This window comes from Micromonospora sp. NPDC049004, assembly GCF_040649315.1.
In the GTDB taxonomy this organism is placed as follows: Bacteria; Actinomycetota; Actinomycetes; order Mycobacteriales; family Micromonosporaceae; genus Micromonospora.
The window spans coordinates 95,049-119,341 of the sequence record NZ_JBEZFG010000007.1; the positions used below are offsets into that span (position 1 = coordinate 95,049).

The following is a 24,293-nucleotide window of genomic DNA, read 5'->3' on the forward strand; positions in this document are numbered from 1 at the left end:
TGCAGCTGTGTCGTTGGGGGAATCAGGCGGAGTGAGCGCGCAGCACCCGGAGGCCGCCGCGCCGCTTCACAGCGCGCCGCTCCTCCTCGCTCATCCCGCCCCAGACGCCAGCGTCCTGACCGGACTCGAGCGCCCACTGCAGGCACTGGTCGGTCACGGAGCAGCGCCTGCAGACGGCCTTGGCCTGCTCGACCTGCAGGAGAGCCGGTCCGGACGTCCCAATCGGGAAGAACAGCTCCGGGTCCTCGTCGCGGCAGACAGCATGGTGACGCCAGTCCATGGCGGCAACACTCCTCATTCTGGATGGGTGGCAATTTATTGCGGGTAGTGCTTTTCCTATATGCATCCGCATTGCCTATGGTGACCGTTCGCGTCTGACCATTCGGCAGTGCGTGAGCAGGCGGTTAGCCTCGGAGACCTGCTGGAACAGCTCAACCTGACGAGCATATCCAGGCAATGTCCCGGTAACTCAAGTTCGCTTGTGAATACTTTCACGAACGCTCGTGATGTCAAGGGTGACGCTCGGAAAAACTCCAAGCGGTGAGCAAGCCCACAACCCATTTGTCCGGGTTCCAGTGCGTTCCTGGTTACCCGCCGTGCCACAGCCGAGGATCAATATAGTACAGTCCGCGTGACATTGCTGACATTTCCGGCACCTGCCCCTCGGTGTGGCGGCGCCTGTCGCTGCGGTTGCGGTGCCGCGTCGACCAAGGGCAGTACCCGAGACCTAGCAGATTACTCTGAGTGCGGCCGGAATGGATGTGAATCTGACTTTCTCCCGCTCGCCAAGATAGTCGCCGTCCAGCTGGAACGCCTGCGGACGGCTGGAGAGCAGGGTGAACTCCGCCGTGTCATGGAGTCGTAACACCTGACGACCGCTCGGATCTGGGCGCCGGGACAGGAACTGAGTGACTGTCCGTGTTGTGCTAGCCACCCGGAGCTGACGCAGTGCCAGCACGTCGAGGCCGAGATCGAACGACGCCTCCGGGTTCGGGTTGACCTCGCGGTCGCCCAGGTACGTCCACGGGGCGGTGTTCTGGATGATGACTGTGGCCAGCTCCTCCTCCGCCGGCTCACCCGGTCGCTCCAGGCTGATCGCCGGATGCCGTCGGTCCGAGGCGAAGAAGTACTGGTTCATGATCGAGCGCAGGTAGAGCCCCGGCGTCGAGACCCGCCCCTTGCGCCGTGCCTGCTCCACCCGGTGGATCACCGCGGCGTCCAGGCCGAACCCGGCGCAGAAGGTGAAGTAGCGGTCGTCAGCGCGGCCCAGCCCGACCGTGCGGTGCCGGCCCAGGCGCAGCCCTTCGAGGATCATGCTGGTCGCCTCCGGCCATTCCCGGGGCAGGCCCACCGCGCGGGCGAACACGTTTGTCGAACCGCCCGGAACGGTGGCCAGCGCGGGCAGTCGCTCCGCATTCGACGCGCCCTCGGCGCCGGCCGGCGGTTCGGCCGACATCAGGCCGTTCACCACCTCGTTCACCGTGCCGTCGCCACCCAGGGTGACGACGAGGTCGACCCCCTCGGTGGCGGCCTCCCGGGCCAGCGCCATGGCGTGCCCCCGGCGACGGGTGTAGCGCACACTGAGGTCGACTTCGCTGCGCAGCGCCCGGACAAGCACGTCCCGGCTGCGTTCGCTGGTGGTGGTGGCCTTCGGATTGACCACCAGGACGGCCCGCATGGGCGGCACTGTACCTCTCGGTAGCCCGGGTATCGTGGCGCGCGTGACCATCGACTCGGCCCCGGTTCCCGTCACACTCCGCTGGGCGGTGCGGCTGCTCTGGGCGGAGGCGGTCGCCGTCGGGCTGATCGCGGTCTGGCTGGTCTGGGCCGACCTCACCGCCACCACCACCGACCTGGCGTCGGCGTTGCTGGTGACCGCGTTCGCCGTCGGGGCGGCCGTCGCGCTCTGGGCGCTGGGCCGCGCGCTGCTGCGCCGACAGGCCGGCGCGCGGGCCCCCGCGATCGTCCTTCAGCTCATGCTGCTGCCGATCGGCTGGTTCATGATCCAGGCCGGGCTGGGCTGGCTGGGCGTACCGCTGATGGCGCTCGGCCTGGGCGTCGGCTGGCTGCTCGTCAGCCCGCCCACCACGAAGGCCCTCGGCTTCGAGTGACCCCGCCGCACGGCCGCAGGGCAACGGGTTCGCCCGCGGCCCCGGCCGGGCGGGGCCGGCGGGGCGTGTCGGTCAGTAGCCGCCGGAGCGGCGGGTGAGCAACGAGATCGTCGCCCGGCCGTCGGAGGCACCGGCGGACGCCGACGTGGTCAGGGCGGTGAGCACCTTCCAGGCGAAGGACGACTCGGCGGGCAGCGTCGCCCCGCGCACGGTCGGCACGGTCACCTCGACGGTCAGCGCGTCGTTGGTGACCGAGAACCGGCACTCCAACTCGGCGTCGCGGGTGGCGATGGCGAGCAGCATGGCGCACGCCTCGTCGACAGCGATCCGCAGATCCTCGATCTCGTCGAGCGCGAACTGCAACCGGGCCGCGAGACCGGCGGTGGCGGTGCGGAGCACGCCGAGATAGCCGCCGTCGGCGGGCACCGTGAGGTGCACCACGTCGTCGTCGGTCGCTGGCTGGCCGGTCAGTTGAGTCACGCCTCATCCCCCCGGTCGGGGACTCTACCCGGTCAGTCGTTCGGGCGCGTGTCGGTGGCCTCCGCCTGAGCGGCGAGGTCGCGCAACGCGTCACCGCTGAGCCGGTAGGGGACCCACTCGCTCATCTGCTCGGCGCCGATCGAGGCGTAGAAACCGGCAGCCGGATTCCACTCGATCATCCACCACTCCAGCCGCCGGTAACCCCGTCGTACGCAGATGTCGGCAAGCGTGGCGAGCAGCAGCCGGCCCGCGCCGGTGCCCCGGGCGGCCGGCGAGACGTAGAGATCCTCCAGGTAGATGCCGTGCACGCCGGCCCAGGTGGAGAAGTTGAGAAACCACAGGGCGAAGCCGATCGGCCGGTCGCGCTCGTCGACCGCGACGTGGCCGAAGAGCGCCGGAGCGGTCGTACGACTACTCCAGTTCGGCGCGTCTGACGCCGCGCCTCGACCTGGAGTAGTCGCGAACAGCGCCGAGGTGAGCTGCTCGGTGGTGAGGTGGCACTGGTCGGGAGCGCGTTCGTACTCCGCCAGCTCGTGCACCATGGCGACGACGGCCGGCACGTCCTCGGGACGTACCGGCCGGATCGTCGGGATGACCGGGTCGGTCACGCCTTCTTGGTCTCCCAGAAGATCTTGGCGATCTCGTCGATCTTCGCGAGGAGCTTGTCGGCGGTGGCCGGGTCGAGGCTGCCCTTGACGCCACCGGCGCCGGCGAGCTTGGTGGCCTCGTTGAACAGGGTGTGCAGGTTCGGGTACTTCTCGAAGTGCGGCGCCTTGAAGTAGTCGGTCCAGAGCACCCACAGGTGGTGCTTGACCAGCTCGGCGCGCTGCTCCTTGATGATGACCGCCCGGGTACGGAACTCCGGGTCGGTGTTCGCCTGGTACTTCTCGCAGATCATTTTGACCGACTCGGCCTCGATCCGGGCCTGGGCCGGGTCGTAGACGCCGCACGGCAGGTCGCAGTGAGCGCTCGCGGTGACGCGGGGCGCAAGGATGCGCGGAAGTCGCATCGGGATCCTCCATGGGAAGTTTGCGATGATCAAAGGCGACATTACTCCTGGGAAGGCTCCCCGAACCGGGTGGAGGTGAAACCAGTGCGAGCCGATCACCCGGCGGAGACGCCGCACCTGCGCGGGCCGCTGACGCCCGTTTCGGTGACCGGCCCGTCCATGGCGCCGACGCTGCGGCACGGCGACGCGGTGCTGGTCCGCTCGGGCGGGCGCCCGATCCGGCCCGGTGACGTGGTGGTCGCCGTGTTCCGCACGCGTCCCGAGCTGCTGGTCGTGAAGCGGGCGGTACGGCCGCAGGACGGCGGCTGGTGGCTGCGCGGCGACAACGATCTGGTCACCGACGACTCCCGTGCGTACGGGGTGGCGGACGTGCGCGCGAGGGTGGTGTTCCGCTACTGGCCCCGCCCCGGACGGGTGCCCCGTCGGCCGTTATGACCCTGCTCACATCCGAGGGGCAGTGCCGACACTATGCTCGGAAAGTGCCCGGGTGACCCCCCGCACCGCGTGCCACCGCTCGCCGCCCACCTCGCGGCCGGGCCCGGCCGCCCCGTCTGCTCGACAGATCCTGGAGTCACCGCCATGTCTTCGTCCTCCGTGGACCCTGCTGATCCCGTCTTCCAACTGCACCGCGGCGGCAAGATGGCCGTCGCCTCGACGGTCCCGCTCACCAGCCGCGAGGACCTCTCCCTCGCGTACACCCCGGGTGTCGCCCGGGTGTGTGAGGCGATCGCCGCCGACCCCGACCTGGCCGACGACTACACCTGGGCGTCGCACGCCGTGGCCGTCGTGACCGACGGCTCGGCGGTGCTCGGGCTCGGCAACATCGGGCCGCGCGCCGCGCTGCCGGTGATGGAGGGCAAGGCGGTGCTGTTCAAGCAGTTCGCGGGGGTGGACGCGGTGCCGGTCTGCCTGGACACCCAGGACGTGGACGAGATCGTCGCGGTGGTGCGGGCGCTGGCCCCGTCGTTCGGCGGCATCAACCTGGAGGACATCAGCGCGCCGCGCTGCTTCGAGGTGGAGCGGCGACTCGACGAGGCGCTGGACATCCCGGTCTTCCACGACGACCAGCACGGCACCGCCATCGTGGTGCTCGCCGCGCTGCGCAACGCCGCCACCCTGCTCAACCGCAAGCTCGGTGACCTGCGGGTCGCGGTGAGCGGCGCGGGCGCGGCCGGCGTGGCCGTGACGAAGATGCTTGTCGCCGGTGGGGTCAACCCCGACCAGGTGGTCGTGTGCGACTCCAAGGGGATCATCGGCCGGCACCGCGACGAGCTGACGGGCACCAAGGCCGAGCTGGCGGCGAGCACCAACGCCGACGGCCGCCAGGGCGACATCACCGAGGCGCTGCGCGACGCGGACGTGCTGATCGGGGTCTCCGGCGGGCAGATCCCCGAGGCGGCCGTCGCTCAGATGGCCCCGGGCGGGATCGTGTTCGCCCTGGCCAACCCGACTCCTGAGGTGCACCCCGAGGTGGCCGCCCGGCACGTCGCGGTGGTCGCGACCGGCCGCAGCGACTATCCCAACCAGATCAACAACGTGCTGGCGTTCCCCGGCGTGTTCCGGGGCGCGCTGGATGCGCGGGCCACCCGGATCACCGAGGGGATGAAGGTCGCCGCCGCCGACGCCATCGCCGGCGTGGTGGCCGAGTCGCTGACCGCCGACGCGATAGTCCCGTCGCCGCTCGACCCGCGGGTCGCCCCGGCCGTCGCCGAGGCCGTCGCCGAAGCGGCCCGCCGCGACGGAGTAGCCCGCCGGTGAACGCGACAGCGCGGCCCGCCGGCGTGGCGCGGCGGTAGGCGCGACGGCAGGAGCCCCGCCGCCAGGCGCGGCGCGGTGGCCCGGGGTACGCGTGACGGCGTGGCCCGGCGGCGGGCCCCTTCTTAACGGGCGCTCAGCTTGTTACCGTGCCGATCATGCGTGCCGCCTTCGCCTCCCGCCTCGACGATGCCGATCCGCTCGCCGCCCTCACCGTCGGTGAGCGGCCCGAGCCGACCCACCCGGAGGACGACTGGGTGACCGTGCAGGTGCGGGCCACCTCGCTCAACCACCACGACCTCTGGTCGCTGCGCGGGGTCGGCCTCACCGACGCCCAGCTGCCGATGATCCTCGGCTGCGACGCGGTCGGCGTGGACGAGCACGGCAACGAGATGGTCGTCTACCCGGTCGTCGTCACGCCGGGTGACCCGCGCGGGGTCTCCATCCTGTCCGAGCACTTCGCCGGGACGCTCGCCGAGCGGGTCGCCGTACCCCGGTCGAACCTGATCCCCCTGCCCGACGGCATGGCGGCGACCGACGCGGCGTGCCTGCCCACGGCCTGGCTGACCGCGTGGCGGATGCTGACCACCAAGGGCCGCGTCGCGGACGCCGACAGCGTGCTGGTGCAGGGCGCCGGCGGCGGCGTCGCGACCGCGGCCGTCGCGCTCGCCCTCGCGATGGGCAAGCGGGTGTACGCGACCAGCCGGGACGCCGCCAAGCGGGAGCGGATCACCGCCCTCGGGGCGACCGCCCTGGAGTCCGGTGCCCGGCTGCCGGAGCGGGTCGACGTGGTGATCGAGACGGTGGGCGCGGCGACGTTCGACCACTCGTTGAAGTCGGCCGCGCCGATGGCCCGGATCGTGGTCTCCGGCGCCACGGCCGGCCACCAGCCGTCGGTCAACCTGCGCCGGGTCTTCGCCATGCAGCTGGAGATCCTGGGCACCTCGATGGGCACGCCGGGGGAGCTGTACGAGCTGCTGGCGTTCTGCGCCGAGAACGAGGTCCGTCCGGTGATCGACGCCGTGGTCCCGTTCAGCCGGGTCGAGGACGCCTTCGCCCGCCTGCACTCCGGCGACGCCTTCGGCAAGATCGTCATCGATCACACCGCCTGACCCCGCTTCCCTCTCGCGATCTTGCACTTTCTGTCGACGATTCACGGAAAATATCCCGTTATGCCCCGACAGTAAGTGCAAGATCGCGGAGGGGGGAGGGGGTGGGGGCGTGGGTTAGAGGTGGTTGTCGAAGGTGGCGATGTCGTTGCGCGTCGCGTCGGTGGAGATGCGCTTCTTGGCCTCCGCGTCGCCGTACAGCGACCAGCGCAGGAACTCGACGGACGTGTCCGAGACGACCCGCAACGTCTTGGCGTCGCCGAGCAGCGCCCGCCCGTGGTCGCCCTTGGGCAGGCTGAGCATCGCCTTCGGCCAGGGCACCTTGTCGTACGCCGCCTTGCCCGCCGCGTAGTCGACCACCTCGTCCAGCTCGCCGTGCACGAACAGCTGCGGCGCGGTCGCGCCCGCGAACGCCGTACCCACGCCGACTGCCGTACCGGCGAAGACCACCCCGGCGTCCAGCCGCTCGTCCCGGCTGGCGGTGAAGAGGCCGATGGTGGTCACCCCGCCGGCCGAGTGCCCGGCCGCGCCGACCCGGTCGGTGGCCAACCGGCCGCGCAGCCCGTCGCCGGCCTTGCCGTCGAGCGCCAGCACCTGGGTCAGGGCGTACGACACGTCGGCCGGCTGGTTGAGCACGTCGAGGATGTTGCCGTCGGCGCCCTTGGAGGTGTGCGGGAAGGTCGGCGCGGCCACCACGAAGCCCGCCGCCGCCCAGCGGGTCAGCAGGGTGGCGTAGTCCTCCGGCAGCCCGGTAAGACCGTGGCTGAACATCACCACCGGAAACCGGCCCTGCGCCGCCGCAGCGGACCGCTTGACCGCGCCGCCGGCCTTCCCGGCCGCCGGATACCAGATCGTCGTCGGCAGCGCACGGCCGTCCCGGTTCAGCTTGAGCTGGCGTACGCCGACGCCGAAGGCGCTCTTCGGGGCGGTCCCGGAGGGTACCTGCGGCGTCGGCGTGGCGGCGGCGGGCGGTGGCTCGGCGGGCGCCTGCCAGCCCTCGGTCTTGCGGGCGTCGGCGGAGCAGCCGACCAGGCCGGCCATGAGCAGGGCGCTGGCCAGCAGCGTGGGGGTGACGCGACGCGACATGAAGCCAATTGTGCCCTGCCGCGCCGGCCGGCTCGGCGCGGTTCGACGCGCGGTGCCCACGCCGTGACCGGCTGCCCGGACCGGGCGTGACCGGTCGTTCAGGCCGCGGCGCGTTCGGGGAGCGGGCGTCGCCGCCGGGCGGTGTCGGTCAGGGAGCGCGGCGGGAAGGCGGCGTTGGGGTCGTACCGGTTGGTTCCGGGCGGCACGATCTCGTCGATCCGGTCGAGGGTCGCGTCGTCCAGGGTGAGCGTGGCGCCCTTGAGCAGGTCCTCCAGGTGCGCCATGGTCCGCGGTCCGATGATCGCCGAGGTGACCGCCGGATGGGCCACCGTGAAGGCGATGGCGAGCTGCGGGAGCGTGCAGCCGATGCCCGCCGCGAGGTCGACGAGCTGCTCGACGATGTCGAGCTTGGCGGCGTTCTCGGCGAGCGTGGGATCGAACTGCGCCGGCCGGAGCACGGCACGCCCGGTCGACAGGTCGACGGGCCGGTCCCTGCGGTACTTCCCGCTGAGGAACCCGAAGGCGAGCGGGCTCCAGACCAGGACCCCCATGCCGTAGCGCTGGCAGACCGGCAGGGTCGACGCCTCGACCCCACGGGCCAGGATCGAGTACGGCGGCTGCTCGGTGCGCAGCCGGCCGAGGCCGCGACGCTCGGAGACCTGGTGCGCCTCGACGATCTCCTCGGCGGGGAACGTCGAGCACCCGAAGGCGCGGATCTTTCCGTCGCGGACGAGGTCGGTGAGCACCGAGAGCGTCTCCTCGATGTCGGTAGCGGGGTCGGGGCGGTGGACCTGGTAGAGGTCGATCCAGTCGGTGCCCAGACGCCGCAGGCTCCCTTCGACGGCCTTGAGGATCCAGCGCCGCGAGTTGCCACCCTGGTTGGGTCCCGCACCCATCGGAAAGTGCACCTTGGTGGCGAGGACGACGTCGTCCCGGCGCCCCCGCAGCGCCTTGCCCACGATCTGCTCGGACTCACCCTGGCCGTACATGTCGGCGGTGTCGACGCAGTTGATGCCCTGGTCCAGGGCCGCGTGGACGATGCGGACGCAGTCGTCGTGGTCCGGGTTTCCGACGGCACCGAACATCATGGTTCCGAGGCAGTGGGTGCTCACCTCGATGCCGGTCCCGCCGAGTGTGCGATAGCGCATGCCGATGCTCCTCTGGCGATGTCGTGACGATCACGGGGGACCCTAGGAGCTGGAGTCGGCTCTAGGTCAAGCCTCGTTACCCTGCTCGGCATGGCCGAGGACATCGTGAGTCTGAGCATCGGGCAGGTCGCCGAACGCACCGGCTTGAGCGTGCACGCCCTGCGCTTCTACGAGCAGGAGGGCGTCTTCGTCGATCCGGTACGCCGTGGGCCCGGCGGGCGTCGCGTCTACAGCCAGGACGACGTCGACTGGCTGACCGTCTGCATCATTCTCCGTACCTCGGGCATGCCGTTGCCCGCGCTGCGCCGGTACGCCAACCTCGTCCGGGAGGGTGCCGGCAACGAGGAGGAACGTCTCGCCCTGATGCGCGAGCACCAGGAGCGCGTCACCGGCCAGATCGGCAGGCTCACCCAGTGCCTGGACCTGATCGGCTTCAAGGTCGGGGTGTACGAGGACCTGCTCGACGAGGCGCGGCCCGCAGTCGAGCCAGGTCGTCCGCGTCCTTCGGACGGCGAGGCCGCTCCGGCATCCACACCGGGTACATCTGCTTGAACTCGATCTGCGCCGGCACCGAGATCGTCGGCACGGTCAACGGGCCGATCCGGCCGGATGGCGCGTCCAGCATCCCGGCCGGCAGTGGTGTGCCGGCCCAGGACCCGGCGCCCACCGTCGGGCGACCGGCGTCGTCCCGACCCAGGTACGCGACGCTCACCTCCACGTCGTCGGCGAACAGGTCGAGCTGCAACTCCACAGGCATCCGGGGATCGGGGCGCCAGCCCCGGGCCAGCAGCAGGGCGGCCAGCTGGGCCGCGTCCTCGCGCCAGCAGTACCAGTCGACGTCGACGTGCGGTCGGGACACCTCGCCGAGCTGGAAGTCCATCGCCCAGCCGCCCCGCAACCACACCGCGATGCCGGCCGACCCGGCCACCTCGACCACGTCGGCGATGCTCGCCAACTGGCGGCGCGCGAGGTCGTCCACCCGGGCACTCTAGCCGGGGGCACCGCCGTGACACCCGGGCGAAGACCCTAGGCCGGGCGGGACTCGTAGCGGGTGCCGGGCGTGCGCGCGTCGGCGGGCAGGCGGGCGCCGGCGGTCCGGTCGCCGTAGAGGGTCCAGCGTAGGAAGTCGGTGGTGGTGGCGAGAACGGCGGCGAATCCGGGGTTGCCCGGCGTGAGGTACGCGCCATGGTCCTGGCCGAGCACGCTGACGAACACCGCAGGTCCCGGGGTACGCGCGTACGCCGCCCGGCCCACCGTCACCGGCACCACCGGGTCGGCCGTGCCGTGCACGAAGAGCACCGGTGCGGTCGGTCCGGCGAAGCTGCCCGGCAGCCCGCCGCCGGCGATCACGATGCCCCCGCGCAGCCGGGCCGGGTGGCCCTCGGTGAACATGCCGGAGGTGGTGAAGCCGCCCGCCGAGTGACCGGCGGCGGCGATCGACGTGAGGTCCAGGTGGCCGGCGAGCGGATCAGCCGGGTCGCCGTCGAGGCGGCCCAGGTGCCGGATCAGCCGCCAACCGTCGGCGGGCTGGTTGCGCACGTCGGCCCGGGTGAAGTGCGCGGCACCCGCACGGGTGTGCGGGTACGCGGGCGCGGCCACCACGAAACCGGCCGCCGCCCAGCGGGTGGTCAGCCCGGCGTGCAGCTCGGGTCGGCTGTGCAGACCGTGGCTGTAGATCACCACCGGGAACCGCCCGGCGGCCACCCCGTCGGTGCCGGCCGGATACCAGATGGTCACCGGCAGGGGACGCGCCGAGCGCGGATCGAGGGTGAGCGTACGCACGCCGACGACGTACGACCCCTCGGGCGCCCGGCGCGCGGACGGCGGCCCGGCGGACCCACCCGCCACGGCGGTTGCCGGCGCACAACCGGCCAGCAGCGCCGTCACCAGTACGGCGACCAGCCGTCGAACCCCCACCGTTTCACCGTAGGTGCCCGGACATGTCCAGCGGCCCCGCCGTCCGGCCCGGCTCTGGCCGCCACCCGGTCGGGTCGCCTCCGCCGGCCGGCTCGACCCGGTGGGACGGCACAGACGGGGGCGGTGCTCCGCGACCGGCTTCGCTAGGGTCACCGACATGGCTGAGAACTACACCGACCCCAGCGGCAACACCGAGGCGTTCCGCGCCTTCACCCAGACGCCGGAGGCCGCCGGTCCGGCCGACGCGCCGTCCCGCCTGCCGCTCATCGTCGGTGCGGCGGTCGTCGTCGTGCTGCTGGTGGCCCTCGTCGCCTGGCTGGCGATGCGCTGAGCCGGCGCGCGGCGATGCGCTGAGCGGGCCCGACTCCACGTGGTCGGGGCGACGTCAGTGCGCCCCGACCACGTCCCGGGTCTGCCGGGCGATCTCCCGTTCCTCATCGGTACGGATGACACAGACGCTCACCTCGGCGTCGTCCGGCGAGATCAGCCGGTCGCCGTCGCCGTTGTTGCGCGCCTCGTCGACGGTGATGCCGAGCCGGGCCAGTCCGGCCAGCGCGGCGGCCCGGACGGGCGCGGCGTGCTCGCCTACGCCGGCGGTGAACGCGATCGCGTCCACGTGGCCGAGCAGCGCGTAGTACGCGCCGACGTACCCGGTGATCCGCCGGCAGTACACGTCGAAGGCCAGCGCGGCGGCCGGATCCCCGGCCGCCCGGCGCTGGAGCACCTCGCGCATGTCGTTGACGCCGGTCAGCCCGAGCAGCCCGCTGCGGTGGTTGAGCAGGTCGTCGATGTCGTCGACCGACATCCCGCCCTCCCGCCGCAGGTGGAAGATGACTGTCGGGTCGAGGTCGCCGCTGCGGGTGCCCATCACCAGCCCCTGCAGGGGTGACATCCCCATCGAGGTGGCGACGCTGCGGCCGTTCGCGACCGCGCAGGCGCTGGCCCCGTTGCCCAGGTGCAGGGTGATGGTGTTGAGCTGCTCGTACGGGCGGCCCAGCAGTTCGGCGGTACGCCGGGAGACGTACGCGTGCGAGGTGCCGTGGAAGCCGTACCTGCGGATGCCGTACCGCTGGGCGGTGTCCAGGTCGATCGCGTAGGTCGCGGCGGCCTCGGGCAGGGTGTGGTGGAACGCCGTGTCGAAGACGGCGACCTGCGGGACGTCCGGCAGCGCCGCGCGGGCCACCTCGATGCCGGCCAGGTTGGCCGGGTTGTGCAGCGGGGCCAGCGGTACCAGATCCTTGATCGCGGCCAGCACCGCGTCGTCGATGAGGACCGGGGTGGTGAACTTCCGGCCGCCGTGCACCACCCGGTGCCCGACCGCCGCCAGTCCGGTCAGGTCCAGTCCGGCCAGGATCTGCCGGACGGCGCTGGCGTGGTCCGCCGGGCCGCCGCCGGGCTCACCGACCCGCTCGACGGTGCCCTGGTCGACGGTCCGGTCCCCGTCGTAGTGCCGCCACTTCACCGACGACGACCCGCAGTTGAGCACCAGTACCCGACTCATGACGCCTCCTCGGCGGCCGCCTGGATGGCGGTGATCGCCACCGTGTTGACGATGTCCGGCACTGTCGCGCCCCGGGACAGGTCGTTCACCGGCCGGCGCAGGCCCTGCATGACCGGGCCGACGGCGACCGCCCCGGCCGAGCGTTGCACCGCCTTGTACGTGTTGTTGCCCGTGTTGAGGTCCGGGAAGATGAAGACCGTGGCCTGGCCGGCGACCGGGCTGTCGGGCAGCTTCGTCGCGGCCACTGCGGGGTCGATTGCCGCGTCGTACTGGATCGGCCCCTCGACCAGCAGGTCGGGCCGACGCTCCCGGACCAGCGCGGTGGCCGCGGCGACCTTCTCCACGTCCGCGCCCGCACCGGAGCTGCCGGTGGAGTACGACAGCATGGCGATCCGGGGTTCGATGCCGAAGCGGGCGGCGGTGTCGGCCGACGAGATCGCGATGTCGGCGAGCTGGGCGGCGTCCGGGTCGCGGTTGACGGCACAGTCTCCGTAGACCAGCACCCGGTCGGCGAGCAGCATGAAGAAGACGCTGGAGGCCACCGAGACCTCCGGCACGGTACGGATGATCTCGAACGCGGGCAGGATGGTCGCGGCGGTGGTGTGCGTGGCGCCCGAGACCATGCCGTCGGCGTACCCGGCCGCCACCATGAGCGTCCCGAAGTAGTTGGGCTGGGCCACGATGTCGTGCGCCAGCTCGGCGGTGACGCCCCGGTGGGCGCGCAGCCGCGCGTACTCGGCGGTGAACTCGTCGCGCCACCCGCTGGTGGCCGGGTCGACCAACCGCGCGTCGCCGAGGTCGATGCCCAGCTCGCGGGTGCGCCTGGCGATGTCGTCCGGCCGCCCGAGCAGGGTCAGCTCGGCGACGCCCCGGCGCAGCAGGATCTCCGCCGCCCGCAGGATGCGCTCCTCGGCGCCCTCGGGCAGCACCAGGTGCCGGGGCCTGGAGCGGGCCCGGTCGATCAGCTCGTTCTCGAACATCAGCGGGGTGACCCGCGTCGACCGGCTGACCCGCAGCCGGCGGGCCAGGTCGTCGGTGTCCACGCAGCGCTCGAACGCGCCCAGCGCGGCCTCCACCTTGCGCGGGTTGGCCACGCTGGGCCGCCCCTCGATCCGGCTGGACGCCTCGACCGTGTCGTAGCTGTCGCTGCCGACGGAGAGCACGGCCAGGCCGGTGTTCAGGCCCTCCACCAGCCGCATCACCCGGGGGTCGGGTTGCTCGCCGAGGGTGAGCACGAGCCCGGCCACCGACACCTGCCCGGCCACGTGTGCCGCGCTGGCCGCGACGAGCAGGTCGGCCCGGTCCCCGGGGGTGATCACCAGAGCGCCCTCGGTGAGGTGGCCCAGCAGTGTCGGCACGTGTGCCGCCCCGACCACGTAGTCCAGCACGTCCCGGCCGAGCGCCGCGTCGTCGCCGGCCAGCAGGGTGGCGCCGAGCGCCGCCGCCACCTCGGCCACCGTCGGCGCCGACACGCTCGGCACCTCCGGGATGGCGTACGCCGGCACGGGCAGCTCCGGCAGCGTCATCGGCTCGGACACCCGGTTGGCGATCACCGCGAGCACCGTCGCGCCCAGGTCGGCCACATCGTGGTACGCCCCGCGCATGGCCGCCGCGACGGCCGCCGGCTCCTGCTCGTAGCCGTCGACCACCGGCACCACCACGCTGCCGAACTCGGTGGCCAGTCGGGCGTTGAAGGCCAGCTCGCGGGGGTGCGCAGGGTCGCCCGGCTCGTCGAAGTCACTGCCCACCACGACGACCGCCGGGCACTGCCGCTCCACCGCCCGGTACCGCTGGACGACAGCGGAGATCAGCTCTTCCCGTCGGCCGTCGGCGACCAGCCGGGCCGCCTCGGCGTACGTGGAGCCGGCCAGGTCGGCGAGCGGCACCTCGACCCGGTACCGCTCGCTCAGCAGCGCGAGGATCGGGTCCGGGCCGGTGTCGGCCACCAGCGGTCGGAACACGCCGATCCGCCCGACCTGGCGGGACAGCAACTCGGCCAGCCCGAGGGCGATCGTCGACTTGCCTCCGCCCGAACCGACGCTGGTCAGATACACGCTGCGAGCCACAGCCCCCACCCTAGAAGATCGCGAGTCTCCCCACCCGGGCCCTACGGCCCTCCGTCCCGGGCCCCGCCGGCCGCTTCCGGCAGGTGGGTCACGCGGGGCGCAGGGCCGCGATGCCGGTCAGGAAGATGTCGATGCCGGCCAGGAACTGCTCACGGTCGTCATGATCGCGCAGCTGCGTCACTGTCGCGTGCACGAACGGGTACCTGGCGGGGTCCAGTTGCGCCCACTTCGCGGCGGTGGTGTCCAGGAACGTCCCGCGGTCCGTGCCGCCGCCGCTGAGGTGCCGGGCGTTTGCGGCGTTCTGGACGGCGACACCGAGGACGTAGTTCACGAGCGTCCCGGCCGCGTCGAAGCGCGCTCCCTCGGGCACGGCGAGCGCGTCCAGCAGCCTGCCGATGCTCTCGTAGAAGTCCAGCAGCGCGGGGCGCCACGGTTGCCGGGAGAGTTCCGCACCGACCCAGGGGTGGGCGTCGATCGCGTCGAACAGGCCCAGGGCGAGCAGGCGCAGGGTCTCGCGAGGACCGCCGGTGGTGGCCGTGCGGGACAGCACACCGGTGATGACGTCGTCGGTGGCCGCCGCGAGCAGGTCGTTCTTGTCCGCGACGTGGTGGTAGATCGCGCCGTATCCGGTCTTCAGGCGCACCGTGAGCGCACGCAGCGTCAGAGCGCTCTCGCCGCCGCCGTCCAGGATCTCGGTGGCGGTCCGAATGATCAGGTCCCTGGACAGGCTGTCCGTGCGGCGCGGGGTCGGCCCGGATCCGTGAGCGGTTCGCTGTGCCATGAGCCCAGTGTCGCACGGTTGGATTGTTGCTCCAAAGCCGTGCTAGCGTTCGTTGGAGCGGCGATCCAAAACGGCTCGTCCTGTAGACCTGGGGGACCACCATGACGACACCGGTCACGATCATCGGAGCCGGCCTGGGCGGCCTGCTGCTGGCCCGCGTGCTGCACGTGCACGGCATCCCGTCCACCGTGTACGAGGCGGAGGCGTCCTCGGCGACGCGTACGCAGGGCGGACTGCTCGACATCCGCGACTACAACGGCCAGCCCGCGTTGGAGACGGCTGGCCTGACCGAGGAGTTCCGCAAGCTCGTCCTCGAGGGGCGTCAGGCGATGCGCCTGTTGGACCGGCACCGGAACGTCCTGCTCGACGTGCCCGACGACGGCACCGGTGGCAGCCCGGAGGTGCAGCGCGGCGAACTGCGGCAGATGCTGCTCGACTCACTCCCGGCCGGCACCGTCCGGTGGGGTCACAAGGTCAGCGGCGTGCGCGCCCTCGGCGAGGGCCGCCACGAAGTGGCCTTCACCAACGACACCGCAGTCGTCACGAGCCTGCTGGTCGGCGCGGACGGCGCCTGGTCCCGGGTCCGACCGCTGCTCTCCGAGGCCACACCCGGGTACACCGGCTTCTCATTCATCGAGACCCACCTGTTCGACGGCGACACCCGGCACCCGACCAGCGCGGAAACCGTCGGCAGCGGAGCGATGATGGTGCTGGAGCCGGGCAGGGGGATCCTGGCCCATCGGGAGCGCGACGGGAACCTCCACACCTGGGTGATGCTCGCCAGGCCGCAGGACTGGTTCGCCGCCATCGACTTCGCCGACCCCGACGCGGCCATCGCGCGGATCGTGCGGGAGTTCGACGGCTGGGCGCCGGAGCTCACCGCCCTGGTCACCGACGGCGAGACCCCGCCGGTCCTGCGCCACATCTTCACCCTGCCCGCCGGACACCGGTGGGACCGGAGGCCCGGAGTGACCCTGCTCGGCGACGCCGCGCACCTGGCGGCACCCAACGGCGAAGGCGCCAACCTGGCCCTTCTCGACGGCGCCGACCTCGGCACGGCCATCGCCGCGCACCCCGACGACATCGAGACCGCGCTCACCGCGTACGAGCAGGCCATGTCCGTGCGAAGTGCCACGGCCAACGCCGAGGCCCCCGACCTTCAGGACATGCTTGGCGACGGCACACCTGACACGTTGATCAAGGCTTTCACCGGAAGCTGAGGCGGCCTGCGGCCTGCGGCCCAGGCGTCGGCGTCGTTCCGGCGGGGCCAGGCAGGTAGCAGGCGCTCGGTCGGCGGTGCGGTAGGCGTCTCACCTGTCAGGCGTCGCAAGAACCGAAAAAGATTCACGCCTACACTCGCTTCCCATGACCGCCCGGCGCCTGAGCAGCGAAGATACGTCGACCCGGAGGTCGACGCCCGCAGGCGTGCCCGGTGACGCTCCGACCCCACCGGCCGCGCCTGTCGACGAATCGACAATGGTGATCGGCCGCTCCGACGCCCCCACCGCGCTGATCGCCGCCGTACCCCAACCACCGCCGGTGTTCGTCGATCCCAGCGGCCGACGTCGCTCCCGCCTGCGCTGGCTCGCGTACGCCGTCGGTCTGTTGGGTCTGCTCTACACCGGGCTGGTGGCTGTCAGCTTCGCGGGCGGCATGGTGGAGCCGCACACGGTGCTCCCCTTCGTGGACGAGGCCGAGCAGCCCGAACGGCCCCGGTCGCCGCAGGCCGAGGCGATCACGGTAGTTCCCGAGCCGTCAACGGCCGTCCCCCGTACGTCGGCGGCCCCGGTGACCCCCAGCGCCGCCCCGGCGGCTACCCGCCCGGTCGCCCCCCGCCGCTCGCCGGGCGTCACCGGCTCGCCGAGCGGCGGTCCCGCCCGAGCGCCGGCCCCGCCCGCCCCCGCGCCCACACCCACGCCGACTGCTCCGTCGGCCCCGACACCAGCCGTCCCGCCGTCGACCGAGGACCCGCCGACGCCACCGGACGAGACGCTCGACGAGCCCGACGGCTCACCCGCCGATGACTGAGACGACGAGCACGGGAGCCCGCCAACGTCGGGCCGTACCGCCGCCGCGCTGGATCCTGCTGGGCGTGTTGCTGGCGGTGCTGGCCGGCGTGCTCGTCGTCCACGCGTACGCCAACGCGTCCTTCACCCCCGACCACCAGCACAGCGGCCGAGGGCAACGCGAGGTCCCCACCTCGGTGGTCACCGGGGGTCCGATCATCAGCGCCAACAGCGAACAGGTCCGTTCCTACCGGCTGCCGGAGCGGACCATCGCGCTCACCTTCGACGACGGCCCCGACCCGGTCTGGACCCCCGAGGTGCTGCGCGTCCTCGACGCCCACCAGGTCAAGGGCACCTTCTTCGTGCTGGGTTCGCAGGTCTCCCGACACCCCGACGTGGCCCGGAGCCTGGTCGGTGGCGGCCACGAACTCGGCGTCCACACGTTCACCCACCCGGACCTCACCGAGCTGCCCGGCTGGCGGCGGGACCTGGAGTACGCCCAGACGCAGCTCGCCCTGGCCGCCGTCACCGGCGTGCGGACCTCGCTGGTCCGGTACCCGTACTCCTCACACGCCGACGCCATCGACAACGAGGACTGGCCGGTGCTGACCGCCGCCGGCGACCTGGGCTACCTGACGGTGCTCAACGACACCGACAGTCAGGACTGGGCGCTGCCCGGCGTAAACAAGATCATCGAGAATGCGGCCCCGGAGGGAACCTCGGGCGCCATCACCCTCTGGCACGACGCCGGCGGTGACCGGGCGCAGACCGTGGCAGCCCTCGACCGGTTCATTCCGATGATGAAGGAACGCGGATACCGGTTCGTCACCGCGACCGAGGGGCTGAACCTCGCCTTCGCCGCCGCCGGCGCCGACCACCGGGTGGACTCCGGCCTGGCGGCCACCGCGGGGGACCGCTGGCGCGGCCGGATGCTGGTCTGGGCCGTCCAGGGTGCCGACCGCCTGCTGAGCGTGTTCGGGATCCTTTTCGTGCTCGTCGGCGTGCTCACGGTGGGGCGCACCACGGTGCTGTTCCTGCTCGCCGGGCGGCACGCCCGCCGCCGGCGGGCCAAGGACTGGACGTGGGGGCCACCTGTCACCGCGCCGGTGTCGGTGGTCGTTCCCGCCTACAACGAGAGGGAGGGGATCGCGGCAGCGGTGCGGTCACTCGCCACCGGCGACCATCCCGGCGGGATCGAGGTGGTGGTCGTCGACGACGGCTCCACCGACGGGACCGCCGACATCGTCGACGCGCTCGGCCTGCCCAACGTCCGGGTGGTCCGCAAGCCCAACGGCGGCAAGCCCAGCGCATTGAACACCGGCGTGGCGCTGGCCCGCCACGACCTGATCGTGATGGTCGACGGCGACACCGTCTTCGAACCCGACTCCGTCCGGCGGCTCGTGCAGCCCTTCGCCGACCCGCAGGTGGGCGCGGTAGCCGGCAACGTCAAGGTCGGCAACCGGCGCAGCCTCATCGCCAAGTGGCAGCACATCGAGTACGTCATCGGGTTCAACCTGGACCGGCGTCTCTACGAGACGCTGCGCTGCATGTCGACGGTGCCCGGCGCGATCGGCGGCTTCCGGCGGCAGGCGCTGCGCTACGCCGGCGGGATGACCGACGACACCCTGGCCGAGGACACCGACATCACCATGGCCCTGGGCCGGGCCGGCTGGAAGGTGGTCTACGAGGAGACGGCCCGCGCCTGGACCGAGGCGCCGACGAGCCTGGGGCAGCTGTGGAAACAGCGCTACCGGTGGAGCTACGGCACCATGCAGGCGATGTGGAAGCACCGCCGCTCCGTGTTCGACAGGGGGGCCTCCGGCCGGTTCACCAGGCGATGCCTGTTCTTCCTCAGCCTCTTCGGCGTGCTGCTGCCGCTGCTCGCGCCCGTGATCGACCTGCTGGCCCTGTACGGCCTGTTCTTCCTCGACCGGACCGCCACGGCGGTGGCCTGGCTGGTCATGCTCGGCGTGCAGATGGTCACCGCGATCGTCGCGTTCCGGCTGGACCGGGAGAAGCTGGGTGTGCTGTGGGTGCTGCCGCTGCAACAGTTCGTCTACCGGCAGTTGATGTACCTGGTGATGATCCAGGCAGTGGTCACCGCACTGACCGGCGGCCGGCTGGGCTGGCAGAAACTCCGACGCACCGGGCTGGAGCCGGCAACCTCCCGCACCGGCTGACCGGCGCCGGTCAGCCGTCGGTAGGTCGATCGTCGGGCGGTTCAGTCCTCGTCGGGGTCGTCCAGGCGGGCCAGGTAGGTGGCCAGGCGCTCGATCGGGGTCTCGAACTCGGGGTTCAGGTCGACGAAGTCGCGCAGGCGCTCGCCCAGCCACTCCAGGGTCACCTGCTCGTCCCCCCGGCGCTCGACCAGCTCCTCGATGCCACGGTCGGTGAAGTACACGGCGTACGTCCTCGTGCTCGGCCCGGCGCGGGCCGGGCGGGTCGGTGGTTCGGACGGACCGACGCGAGCCGGGGCAGGACCGTGGAAACGGCCCTGCCCCGGCTCGCGTGGCGCGATCAGGTCACGGGCGGGGGAGTGCCGCCTCGATGAGCGCGGTCTGCTCGACCTCGTGGGTCTTGGCCGAGCCGACCGCCGGGGCCGCCGCGGCCGGGCGGGAGATCCGCCGCAGCCGGACGTCGGTGAGGTGCTCCAGCAGGTTGAGCGCGACGAACGACCAGGCGCCCTGGTTGGCCGGCTCCTCCTGCACCCAGGCGAAGTCCTCCGCGTTCGGGTACTGCGCGAGGGCGGCCCGGATCTCCTCGACCGGCAGCGGGTACAGCTGCTCGATCCGGATGATCGCCGTGTCGGTGATGCCGCGCTCCTGCCGGGCCTGGAACAGGTCGTAGTAGACCTTGCCCGAGCACAGCAGCACCCGCTTGACCGACTCCGGTGCCGGGGCGGCGGTGTCGCGCAGCACCGGCTGGAAGGTGCCGGTGGTGAAGTCCTCCACCGAGGAGACGCAGAGCTTGTGCCGCAGCAGCGACTTCGGCGTGAACACCACGAGCGGCTTGCGCTTCGGCGACAGGGCCTGGCGGCGCAGCAGGTGGAAGTAGTTCGCCGGAGTCGTCGGGATGGACACCCGCATGTTGTCCTCGGCGCACATCTGCAGGAACCGCTCCGGGCGACCGGAGGTGTGGTCCGGGCCCTGGCCCTCGTGGCCGTGCGGGAGCAGCAGGGTCACCGCGGAGCGCTGACCCCACTTCACCTCACCCGAGGAGATGAACTCGTCGATCACCGACTGGGCGCCGTTGACGAAGTCACCGAACTGGGCCTCCCAGGCGACCAGCGCGTTGACGTTCTCCACCGAGTAGCCGTACTCGAAGCCCATCGCCGCGTACTCGGACAGCAGCGAGTCGTGCACGAAGAACCGGGACCGCTCGCCGTCGCCGGTGAGCGACTTGAGCGGCAGGTAGTCGTCGCCGGTGCGGGAGTCGACCACCGACGCGTGCCGCTGGACGAAGGTGCCGCGCCGCGAGTCCTGCCCGGCGAGCCGGACGGTGACCCCGTCGTGCAGCAGCGCCCCGAACGCGATGATCTCGCCGAAGCCCCAGTCGATGTTGCCCTCGACGGACATCTTGGCCCGCCGGTCGAGCAGCTGCTGGATCCGCTTGTGCGGGGTGAAGCCCTCGGGGAGGTTGGTGTGCGCCTCGCCGACCGCCTTCACCACGGCGGCATCGGTGGCGGTGTCGACCGCCGGCTCCGGCTCCTCCTCGCGGCGGGGACGGTTGAGCTGGCGCGGCGTGGCGGCGGCGTCCCGGGTGGCCTTGAAGACCTTCTCCAGCTGCGCCTGGTAGTCGCGCAGCAGCTCCTCCGCGTCCTCCACGGTGATGTCGCCGCGACCGATCAGCTCCTCGGTGTAGAGCTTGCGCACCGACCGCTTCGAGTCAATGATCTTGTACATCTGAGGGTTGGACATCGACGGGTCGTCGCCCTCGTTGTGGCCGCGCCGGCGGTAGCAGACCATGTCGATCACGACGTCCTTGTTGAACGCCTGCCGGTACTCGAAGGCCAGCCGGGCCACTCGGACCACGGCCTCCGGGTCGTCGCCGTTCACGTGGAAGATCGGCGCCTGGATCATCCGAGCCACGTCGGTGCTGTAGAGGCTGGACCGGCTGTACTCCGGGGCGGTGGTGAAGCCGACCTGGTTGTTGACCACCACGTGCACGGTGCCGCCGGTGCGGTAGCCGCGCAGCTGCGACAGGTTGAGCGTCTCGGCGACCACACCCTGGCCGGCGAACGCGGCGTCGCCGTGCACCGCCAGCGGCAGCACGGTGTAGCCCTCCAGCTTGAGGTCGATCCGGTCCTGCTTGGCCCGGACGATGCCCTCCAGCACGGGGTCGACGGCCTCCAGGTGCGACGGGTTCGCCACCAGGGACACCTTGACGACGTGCTCGCCGTCCGGGGTGGTGAACTTGCCGTTCTGGCCCAGGTGGTACTTCACGTCGCCGGAGCCCTGCGTCGAGCGCGGGTCGAGGTGACCCTCGAACTCCGAGAAGATCTTCTCGTACGGCTTGCCGACGATGTTGGCCAGCACGTTGAGCCGGCCCCGGTGGGCCATGCCGATGACCACCTCGTCCAGCCCGCTCTCGGCGGAGGACTCGAGCACCTCGCCCAGCAGCGGGATCAGCGACTCGCCACCTTCGAGCGAGAAGCGCTTCTGGCCCACGTACTTGGTCTGCAGGAAGGTCTCGAACGCCTCGGCGGCGTTGAGCCGGTTGAGCACGTGCTTCTGCTCGTCGGCGGACGGCTTCTCGTACTTGCGCTCGATCCGCTCCTGGATCCAGCGCCGCTCCTCCGGGTCCTGGATGTGCATGTACTCGATGCCGACGCGCCGGCAGTACGAGTCGCGCAGCACGCCGAGGATCTCGCGCAGCTTCATCCGCTGGCGCCCGGCGAAGCCGTTGACCGGGAACTCCCGGTCCAGGTCCCACAGGGTCAGCCCGTGCTGGAGGACGTCCAGGTCGGGGTGCTTGCGGATGGTGAATTCCAGCGGGTCGGTGTCGGCCATCAGGTGACCGCGCACGCGGTACGCGTGGATCAGCTCGTGCACCCGGGCGGTCTTGTTGATCTGACCCTCGGAGTTGACGGCCACGTCGCGCACCCAGCGCACCGGCTCGTACGGGATGCGCAGCGAGGTGAAGATCTCGTCGTAGAAGCTGTGCTCGCCCAGGATCAGCTCGTGCATGACCTTGAGGAACTCGCCGGACTGCGCGCCCTGGATGATCCGGTGGTCGTACGTGCTGGTCAGCGTGATGACCTTGCTGACCGCCAGCTCGGCCAGGGTGGCCTCGGACATGCCCTGGTAGGGGGCCGGGTATTCCATCGCGCCGACGCCGATGATCGCGCTCTGCCCCTGCATGAGCCGCGGCATGGAGTGCACCGTGCCGATGCCGCCCGGGTTGGTCAGCGAGATCGTGGTGCCGGAGTAGTCCTCCATGGTCAGCTCGTTGCGCCGCGCCCGCCGGACCACGTCCTCGTACGCCTGCCAGAACTGCCGGAAGTCCATCTGCTCGCAGCCCTTGATGGAGGGGACCACCAGGTTGCGGCTGCCGTCCGGCTTGGCCAGGTCGATCGCGATGCCGAGGTTGACGTGCGCCGGGCGGACCACTGCCGGCTTGCCGTTGGCCTCGGCGAAGGAGTTGTTCATCTCCGGGTGCTGAACGAGCGCCCGGACCATCGCGTAGCCGACCAGGTGGGTGAAGCTGACCTTGCCACCGCGCCCTCGGGCGAGGTGGTTGTTGATCACGATGCGGTTGTCGACCAGCAGCTTCGCCGGGACCGCGCGGACGCTTGTCGCGGTGGGCACGCTCAGCGAGGCGTCCATGTTCTGGACGATCTTCGCGGCGACACCTCGCAGCGGCGTGGTCTGCGGGCCGTCGGCGCTCGGCGCGGCGGCCTTCGCGGCCGGCTTGGCCGGCGCGGCCTTCTCCGGGGTGGCCTTCGCCGGCGCGGCCTTGGCCGGCGCCGACGGCGCGGCGGCCGGCTTGCTGGCGGCGGCGGCCGGCTTCGCCGGGGTGCTGGGCTGGCTGACCGTGGCCGCCGCCTCCGGCTGGCCGTCGGGCTCGGGCGCGGCGGCCGGCTTGCCCGACGTCTCAGCCCGGCGTGGCGTGCCGGCGCCGGGCGCCGGCCGGTAGTCGGCGAAGAAGTCGTGCCAGGCCGAATCGACGCTCGTTGGGTCGGCGAGGTACCGCTGGTACATCTCCTCGACGATCCACTCGTTCGGGCCGAAACCCGCCAGTGGGTTCTCCTGCGAAGTCTGCTGGGTCGACACGGCCGGTAATCGCCTCTTTCACGCGGGTTTGTGTGTCACGCGGTGTCCGTCGCGTCCAATTGATGGACAACGGACAGGACGACTCCCAGGCTACGCCGTACGGATCGCGCAGGCATTTCCGCCTCGGTCGGGTGGCCGGATTCACAGAAGATGCCAGAAGTTCACCAACCCCTGCGCGGCCCGTCCCCGGCTGCTAAGGCCAGATTGAGTACCGGTACGGATGTCGCCAGGCCGACGCGGTCCGCGAGGATCGGGCGCATGGATCATGACGGGGCACGGGGGCGCTACGGCCGGAGCATGGCGGTGGCGACCGGTTGGTACGTCACCGCGATCGCGGCCACGGCGGTGGGCACGACGAGCGTGCCGAGCGCGCCGCACGACGACTGCGCGGCCTGGTTCAGCTGCCTGTCGCCGGGCGAGTCGCTGGTGTTCGTCGGTCTGGTGTGGGGCACGCCGGTGCTCCTCGGGCTGCTGGTCGTGACGGCGCTGGTGACCGCGCTCGTCGTCCGACTCGTCCCCTCGGCGGTGCTCGCCGGCACCACCGCCGCGGCGCTCAGCGTCGGGGTCTGCGCCGCCGCGTACCTGGGTCGCTCGTGAAGCGGCTCGGCCTTGGCGGGCTCTTCTTCGGCTGGCTCTACGGGGTGCCGTTCCTGCTGCTGGTGGGCCTGATCCGGCGCATGTCCAGGCCGTACACGCCGAACGCTGACGATGCGCAGGCGTTCGGCGCGACCACTGACGCCCTGCTGACGACCGGGCTCCTGCTCAACGGGGTGCTTCCGGTGCTCGGCCTGCTGCTGGCCGGATGGGCGGGGGAGGCCCTCTGGCGTCGGCACTTCGCCTGGGCGTTCGCCGGGACGGTGCTGCTGTACGTGGCGGTCGCGCTGGTCGGCAGCATGGCCACCAGCTCGCTGATCGGGCACGTCCCCGCCGATCTGGAGCCCGACCCGGTGGTCACCCAGTGCATTCCGATCAGCGGCGGCCGGGGCTGCCCGGGCGGGTGAGGCGCGAGCCCGGGGTGACGGCCGTGCCGCCGCCACCCCGGAACCCGCGTC

At 71.7% G+C, this 24,293-nt stretch carries 25 protein-coding genes; 11 read left to right on the forward strand and 14 right to left on the reverse strand.

Features of this window, described 5'->3' with window-relative positions; translation table 11 throughout:
* Positions 1-22: 22 nt before the first annotated feature.
* Together AB0B97_RS21555 and AB0B97_RS21560 are read right to left on the reverse strand one after the other, a co-directional pair.
* Positions 23-280: a WhiB family transcriptional regulator gene (locus AB0B97_RS21555; RefSeq protein ID WP_007072794.1), complete on the reverse strand. Its 258-nt coding sequence runs from the start codon at positions 278-280 to the stop codon at positions 23-25.
* A 447-nt stretch (positions 281-727) separates the two neighbouring features.
* Complete coding sequence (locus tag AB0B97_RS21560) at positions 728-1,678, reverse strand: diacylglycerol kinase family protein (RefSeq protein ID WP_357495855.1); 951 nt, start codon at positions 1,676-1,678, stop codon at positions 728-730.
* A 43-nt stretch (positions 1,679-1,721) separates the two neighbouring features.
* Here AB0B97_RS21560 and AB0B97_RS21565 point away from each other — a divergent pair, with 43 nt between their 5' ends.
* Complete coding sequence (locus tag AB0B97_RS21565; RefSeq protein ID WP_234588649.1) at positions 1,722-2,111, forward strand: hypothetical protein; 390 nt, start codon at positions 1,722-1,724, stop codon at positions 2,109-2,111.
* A gap of 72 nt (positions 2,112-2,183) precedes the next feature.
* Here AB0B97_RS21565 and AB0B97_RS21570 read toward each other — a convergent pair whose 3' ends face one another.
* Genes AB0B97_RS21570 through sodN form a run of 3 tightly spaced genes read right to left on the reverse strand, consistent with a single transcriptional unit; the run spans position 2,184 to position 3,600 of the window.
* A complete protein-coding gene (locus AB0B97_RS21570) occupies positions 2,184-2,591 on the reverse strand; it encodes an ATP-binding protein (RefSeq protein ID WP_234588647.1) in 408 nt (135 codons plus the stop codon).
* Between the two features lie 32 nt (positions 2,592-2,623).
* Positions 2,624-3,199, reverse strand: coding sequence for a GNAT family N-acetyltransferase (locus tag AB0B97_RS21575; protein ID WP_357495858.1), 576 nt, complete (start codon positions 3,197-3,199; stop codon positions 2,624-2,626).
* The gene (sodN, locus tag AB0B97_RS21580; protein WP_007464694.1) at positions 3,196-3,600 is read right to left on the reverse strand and encodes a superoxide dismutase, Ni; all 405 of its coding nucleotides are present in this window, start codon (positions 3,598-3,600) and stop codon (positions 3,196-3,198) included. Before sodN ends, AB0B97_RS21575 begins: the two co-directional genes overlap by 4 nt.
* A gap of 84 nt (positions 3,601-3,684) precedes the next feature.
* On the opposite strand from sodN, the gene AB0B97_RS21585 reads away from it, so the two are divergent.
* The 3 genes from AB0B97_RS21585 (at position 3,685) to AB0B97_RS21595 (ending at position 6,467) form a co-directional block, all read left to right on the forward strand.
* The gene (locus tag AB0B97_RS21585; RefSeq protein ID WP_357495860.1) at positions 3,685-4,035 is read left to right on the forward strand and encodes a S24/S26 family peptidase; all 351 of its coding nucleotides are present in this window, start codon (positions 3,685-3,687) and stop codon (positions 4,033-4,035) included.
* Positions 4,036-4,179: 144 nt separating this feature from the next.
* Positions 4,180-5,358, forward strand: coding sequence for an NADP-dependent malic enzyme (locus tag AB0B97_RS21590; protein ID WP_357495862.1), 1,179 nt, complete (start codon positions 4,180-4,182; stop codon positions 5,356-5,358).
* Positions 5,359-5,504: 146 nt separating this feature from the next.
* Positions 5,505-6,467: a zinc-binding dehydrogenase gene (locus tag AB0B97_RS21595; protein ID WP_234588641.1), complete on the forward strand. Its 963-nt coding sequence runs from the start codon at positions 5,505-5,507 to the stop codon at positions 6,465-6,467.
* Between the two features lie 114 nt (positions 6,468-6,581).
* On the opposite strand, the gene AB0B97_RS21600 is transcribed toward AB0B97_RS21595, so the two are convergent.
* A complete protein-coding gene (locus AB0B97_RS21600; protein ID WP_357495864.1) occupies positions 6,582-7,550 on the reverse strand; it encodes a chlorophyllase in 969 nt (322 codons plus the stop codon).
* Between the two features lie 98 nt (positions 7,551-7,648).
* Entirely contained in the window at positions 7,649-8,698 is a 1,050-nt protein-coding gene (locus tag AB0B97_RS21605; RefSeq protein WP_357495866.1) for an aldo/keto reductase, read from the reverse strand.
* Positions 8,699-8,788: 90 nt separating this feature from the next.
* Between AB0B97_RS21605 and AB0B97_RS21610 the strand changes: the two genes are divergently transcribed.
* Positions 8,789-9,250 (forward strand): MerR family transcriptional regulator, encoded by a 462-nt coding sequence (locus AB0B97_RS21610; protein ID WP_357495868.1) that lies wholly within the window; start codon positions 8,789-8,791, stop codon positions 9,248-9,250.
* Here AB0B97_RS21610 and AB0B97_RS21615 read toward each other — a convergent pair.
* Complete coding sequence (locus tag AB0B97_RS21615; protein WP_357495870.1) at positions 9,132-9,677, reverse strand: aminoglycoside adenylyltransferase; 546 nt, start codon at positions 9,675-9,677, stop codon at positions 9,132-9,134. The two genes, AB0B97_RS21610 and AB0B97_RS21615, sit on opposite strands and share 119 nt — an antisense overlap.
* Positions 9,678-9,724: 47 nt before the next feature.
* On the reverse strand, positions 9,725-10,615 hold the full coding sequence (locus AB0B97_RS21620; RefSeq protein ID WP_357495872.1) for an alpha/beta hydrolase: 891 nt from the start codon (positions 10,613-10,615) through the stop codon (positions 9,725-9,727).
* A gap of 157 nt (positions 10,616-10,772) precedes the next feature.
* On the opposite strand from AB0B97_RS21620, the gene AB0B97_RS21625 reads away from it, so the two are divergent.
* Positions 10,773-10,946, forward strand: a complete 174-nt coding sequence (locus AB0B97_RS21625) for a hypothetical protein (protein WP_234588635.1) — start codon at positions 10,773-10,775, stop codon at positions 10,944-10,946.
* Positions 10,947-11,000: 54 nt separating this feature from the next.
* Here AB0B97_RS21625 and AB0B97_RS21630 read toward each other — a convergent pair whose 3' ends face one another.
* The 3 genes from AB0B97_RS21630 to AB0B97_RS21640 form a co-directional block, all read right to left on the reverse strand.
* Entirely contained in the window at positions 11,001-12,116 is a 1,116-nt protein-coding gene (locus AB0B97_RS21630) for an acetate kinase (RefSeq protein WP_357495874.1), read from the reverse strand.
* Entirely contained in the window at positions 12,113-14,191 is a 2,079-nt protein-coding gene (pta, locus tag AB0B97_RS21635; protein WP_357495876.1) for a phosphate acetyltransferase, read from the reverse strand. The genes AB0B97_RS21630 and pta overlap by 4 nt, the downstream gene beginning before the upstream one ends.
* A 79-nt stretch (positions 14,192-14,270) precedes the next feature.
* Positions 14,271-14,963, reverse strand: a complete 693-nt coding sequence (locus AB0B97_RS21640; RefSeq protein ID WP_357495878.1) for a TetR/AcrR family transcriptional regulator C-terminal domain-containing protein — start codon at positions 14,961-14,963, stop codon at positions 14,271-14,273.
* A 101-nt stretch (positions 14,964-15,064) separates the two neighbouring features.
* Between AB0B97_RS21640 and AB0B97_RS21645 the strand changes: the two genes are divergently transcribed.
* From AB0B97_RS21645 to AB0B97_RS21655, 3 genes are all read left to right on the forward strand, one after another.
* Positions 15,065-16,183, forward strand: a complete 1,119-nt coding sequence (locus tag AB0B97_RS21645) for an NAD(P)/FAD-dependent oxidoreductase (protein ID WP_357495880.1) — start codon at positions 15,065-15,067, stop codon at positions 16,181-16,183.
* 145 nt (positions 16,184-16,328) lie between these two features.
* Positions 16,329-16,991, forward strand: coding sequence for a hypothetical protein (locus AB0B97_RS21650; protein WP_357495882.1), 663 nt, complete (start codon positions 16,329-16,331; stop codon positions 16,989-16,991).
* A complete protein-coding gene (locus AB0B97_RS21655; protein WP_357495884.1) occupies positions 16,984-19,149 on the forward strand; it encodes a bifunctional polysaccharide deacetylase/glycosyltransferase family 2 protein in 2,166 nt (721 codons plus the stop codon). Before AB0B97_RS21650 ends, AB0B97_RS21655 begins: the two co-directional genes overlap by 8 nt.
* A gap of 41 nt (positions 19,150-19,190) precedes the next feature.
* On the opposite strand, the gene AB0B97_RS21660 is transcribed toward AB0B97_RS21655, so the two are convergent.
* A complete protein-coding gene (locus AB0B97_RS21660) occupies positions 19,191-19,370 on the reverse strand; it encodes a DUF6104 family protein (protein ID WP_357495886.1) in 180 nt (59 codons plus the stop codon).
* A 121-nt stretch (positions 19,371-19,491) separates the two neighbouring features.
* Complete coding sequence (locus AB0B97_RS21665) at positions 19,492-23,241, reverse strand: multifunctional oxoglutarate decarboxylase/oxoglutarate dehydrogenase thiamine pyrophosphate-binding subunit/dihydrolipoyllysine-residue succinyltransferase subunit (protein ID WP_357495888.1); 3,750 nt, start codon at positions 23,239-23,241, stop codon at positions 19,492-19,494.
* Between the two features lie 258 nt (positions 23,242-23,499).
* Between AB0B97_RS21665 and AB0B97_RS21670 the strand changes: the two genes are divergently transcribed.
* Together AB0B97_RS21670 and AB0B97_RS21675 are read left to right on the forward strand one after the other, a co-directional pair.
* On the forward strand, positions 23,500-23,838 hold the full coding sequence (locus tag AB0B97_RS21670) for a hypothetical protein (RefSeq protein ID WP_357495890.1): 339 nt from the start codon (positions 23,500-23,502) through the stop codon (positions 23,836-23,838).
* Positions 23,835-24,242 (forward strand): hypothetical protein, encoded by a 408-nt coding sequence (locus AB0B97_RS21675; protein WP_357495892.1) that lies wholly within the window; start codon positions 23,835-23,837, stop codon positions 24,240-24,242. The genes AB0B97_RS21670 and AB0B97_RS21675 overlap by 4 nt, the downstream gene beginning before the upstream one ends.
* The last annotated feature ends 51 nt before the right edge of the window (positions 24,243-24,293 follow it).

Bases quoted from the DNA above. Each gene is read 5' to 3' on its own strand.
- AB0B97_RS21555 (WP_007072794.1), bottom strand. From the start codon at position 280: ATGGACTGGCGTCACCATGCTGTCTGCCGCGACGAGGACCCGGAGCTG.
- AB0B97_RS21560 (WP_357495855.1), bottom strand. From the start codon at position 1,678: ATGCGGGCCGTCCTGGTGGTCAATCCGAAGGCCACCACCACCAGCGAA.
- sodN (WP_007464694.1), bottom strand. From the start codon at position 3,600: ATGCGACTTCCGCGCATCCTTGCGCCCCGCGTCACCGCGAGCGCTCAC.
- AB0B97_RS21590 (WP_357495862.1), top strand. From the start codon at position 4,180: ATGTCTTCGTCCTCCGTGGACCCTGCTGATCCCGTCTTCCAACTGCAC.
- AB0B97_RS21600 (WP_357495864.1), bottom strand. From the start codon at position 7,550: ATGTCGCGTCGCGTCACCCCCACGCTGCTGGCCAGCGCCCTGCTCATG.
- AB0B97_RS21605 (WP_357495866.1), bottom strand. From the start codon at position 8,698: ATGCGCTATCGCACACTCGGCGGGACCGGCATCGAGGTGAGCACCCAC.
- AB0B97_RS21610 (WP_357495868.1), top strand. From the start codon at position 8,789: ATGGCCGAGGACATCGTGAGTCTGAGCATCGGGCAGGTCGCCGAACGC.
- AB0B97_RS21625 (WP_234588635.1), top strand. From the start codon at position 10,773: ATGGCTGAGAACTACACCGACCCCAGCGGCAACACCGAGGCGTTCCGC.
- AB0B97_RS21630 (WP_357495874.1), bottom strand. From the start codon at position 12,116: ATGAGTCGGGTACTGGTGCTCAACTGCGGGTCGTCGTCGGTGAAGTGG.
- AB0B97_RS21640 (WP_357495878.1), bottom strand. From the start codon at position 14,963: ATGGCACAGCGAACCGCTCACGGATCCGGGCCGACCCCGCGCCGCACG.
- AB0B97_RS21645 (WP_357495880.1), top strand. From the start codon at position 15,065: ATGACGACACCGGTCACGATCATCGGAGCCGGCCTGGGCGGCCTGCTG.
- AB0B97_RS21650 (WP_357495882.1), top strand. From the start codon at position 16,329: ATGACCGCCCGGCGCCTGAGCAGCGAAGATACGTCGACCCGGAGGTCG.
- AB0B97_RS21655 (WP_357495884.1), top strand. From the start codon at position 16,984: ATGACTGAGACGACGAGCACGGGAGCCCGCCAACGTCGGGCCGTACCG.
- AB0B97_RS21670 (WP_357495890.1), top strand. From the start codon at position 23,500: ATGGATCATGACGGGGCACGGGGGCGCTACGGCCGGAGCATGGCGGTG.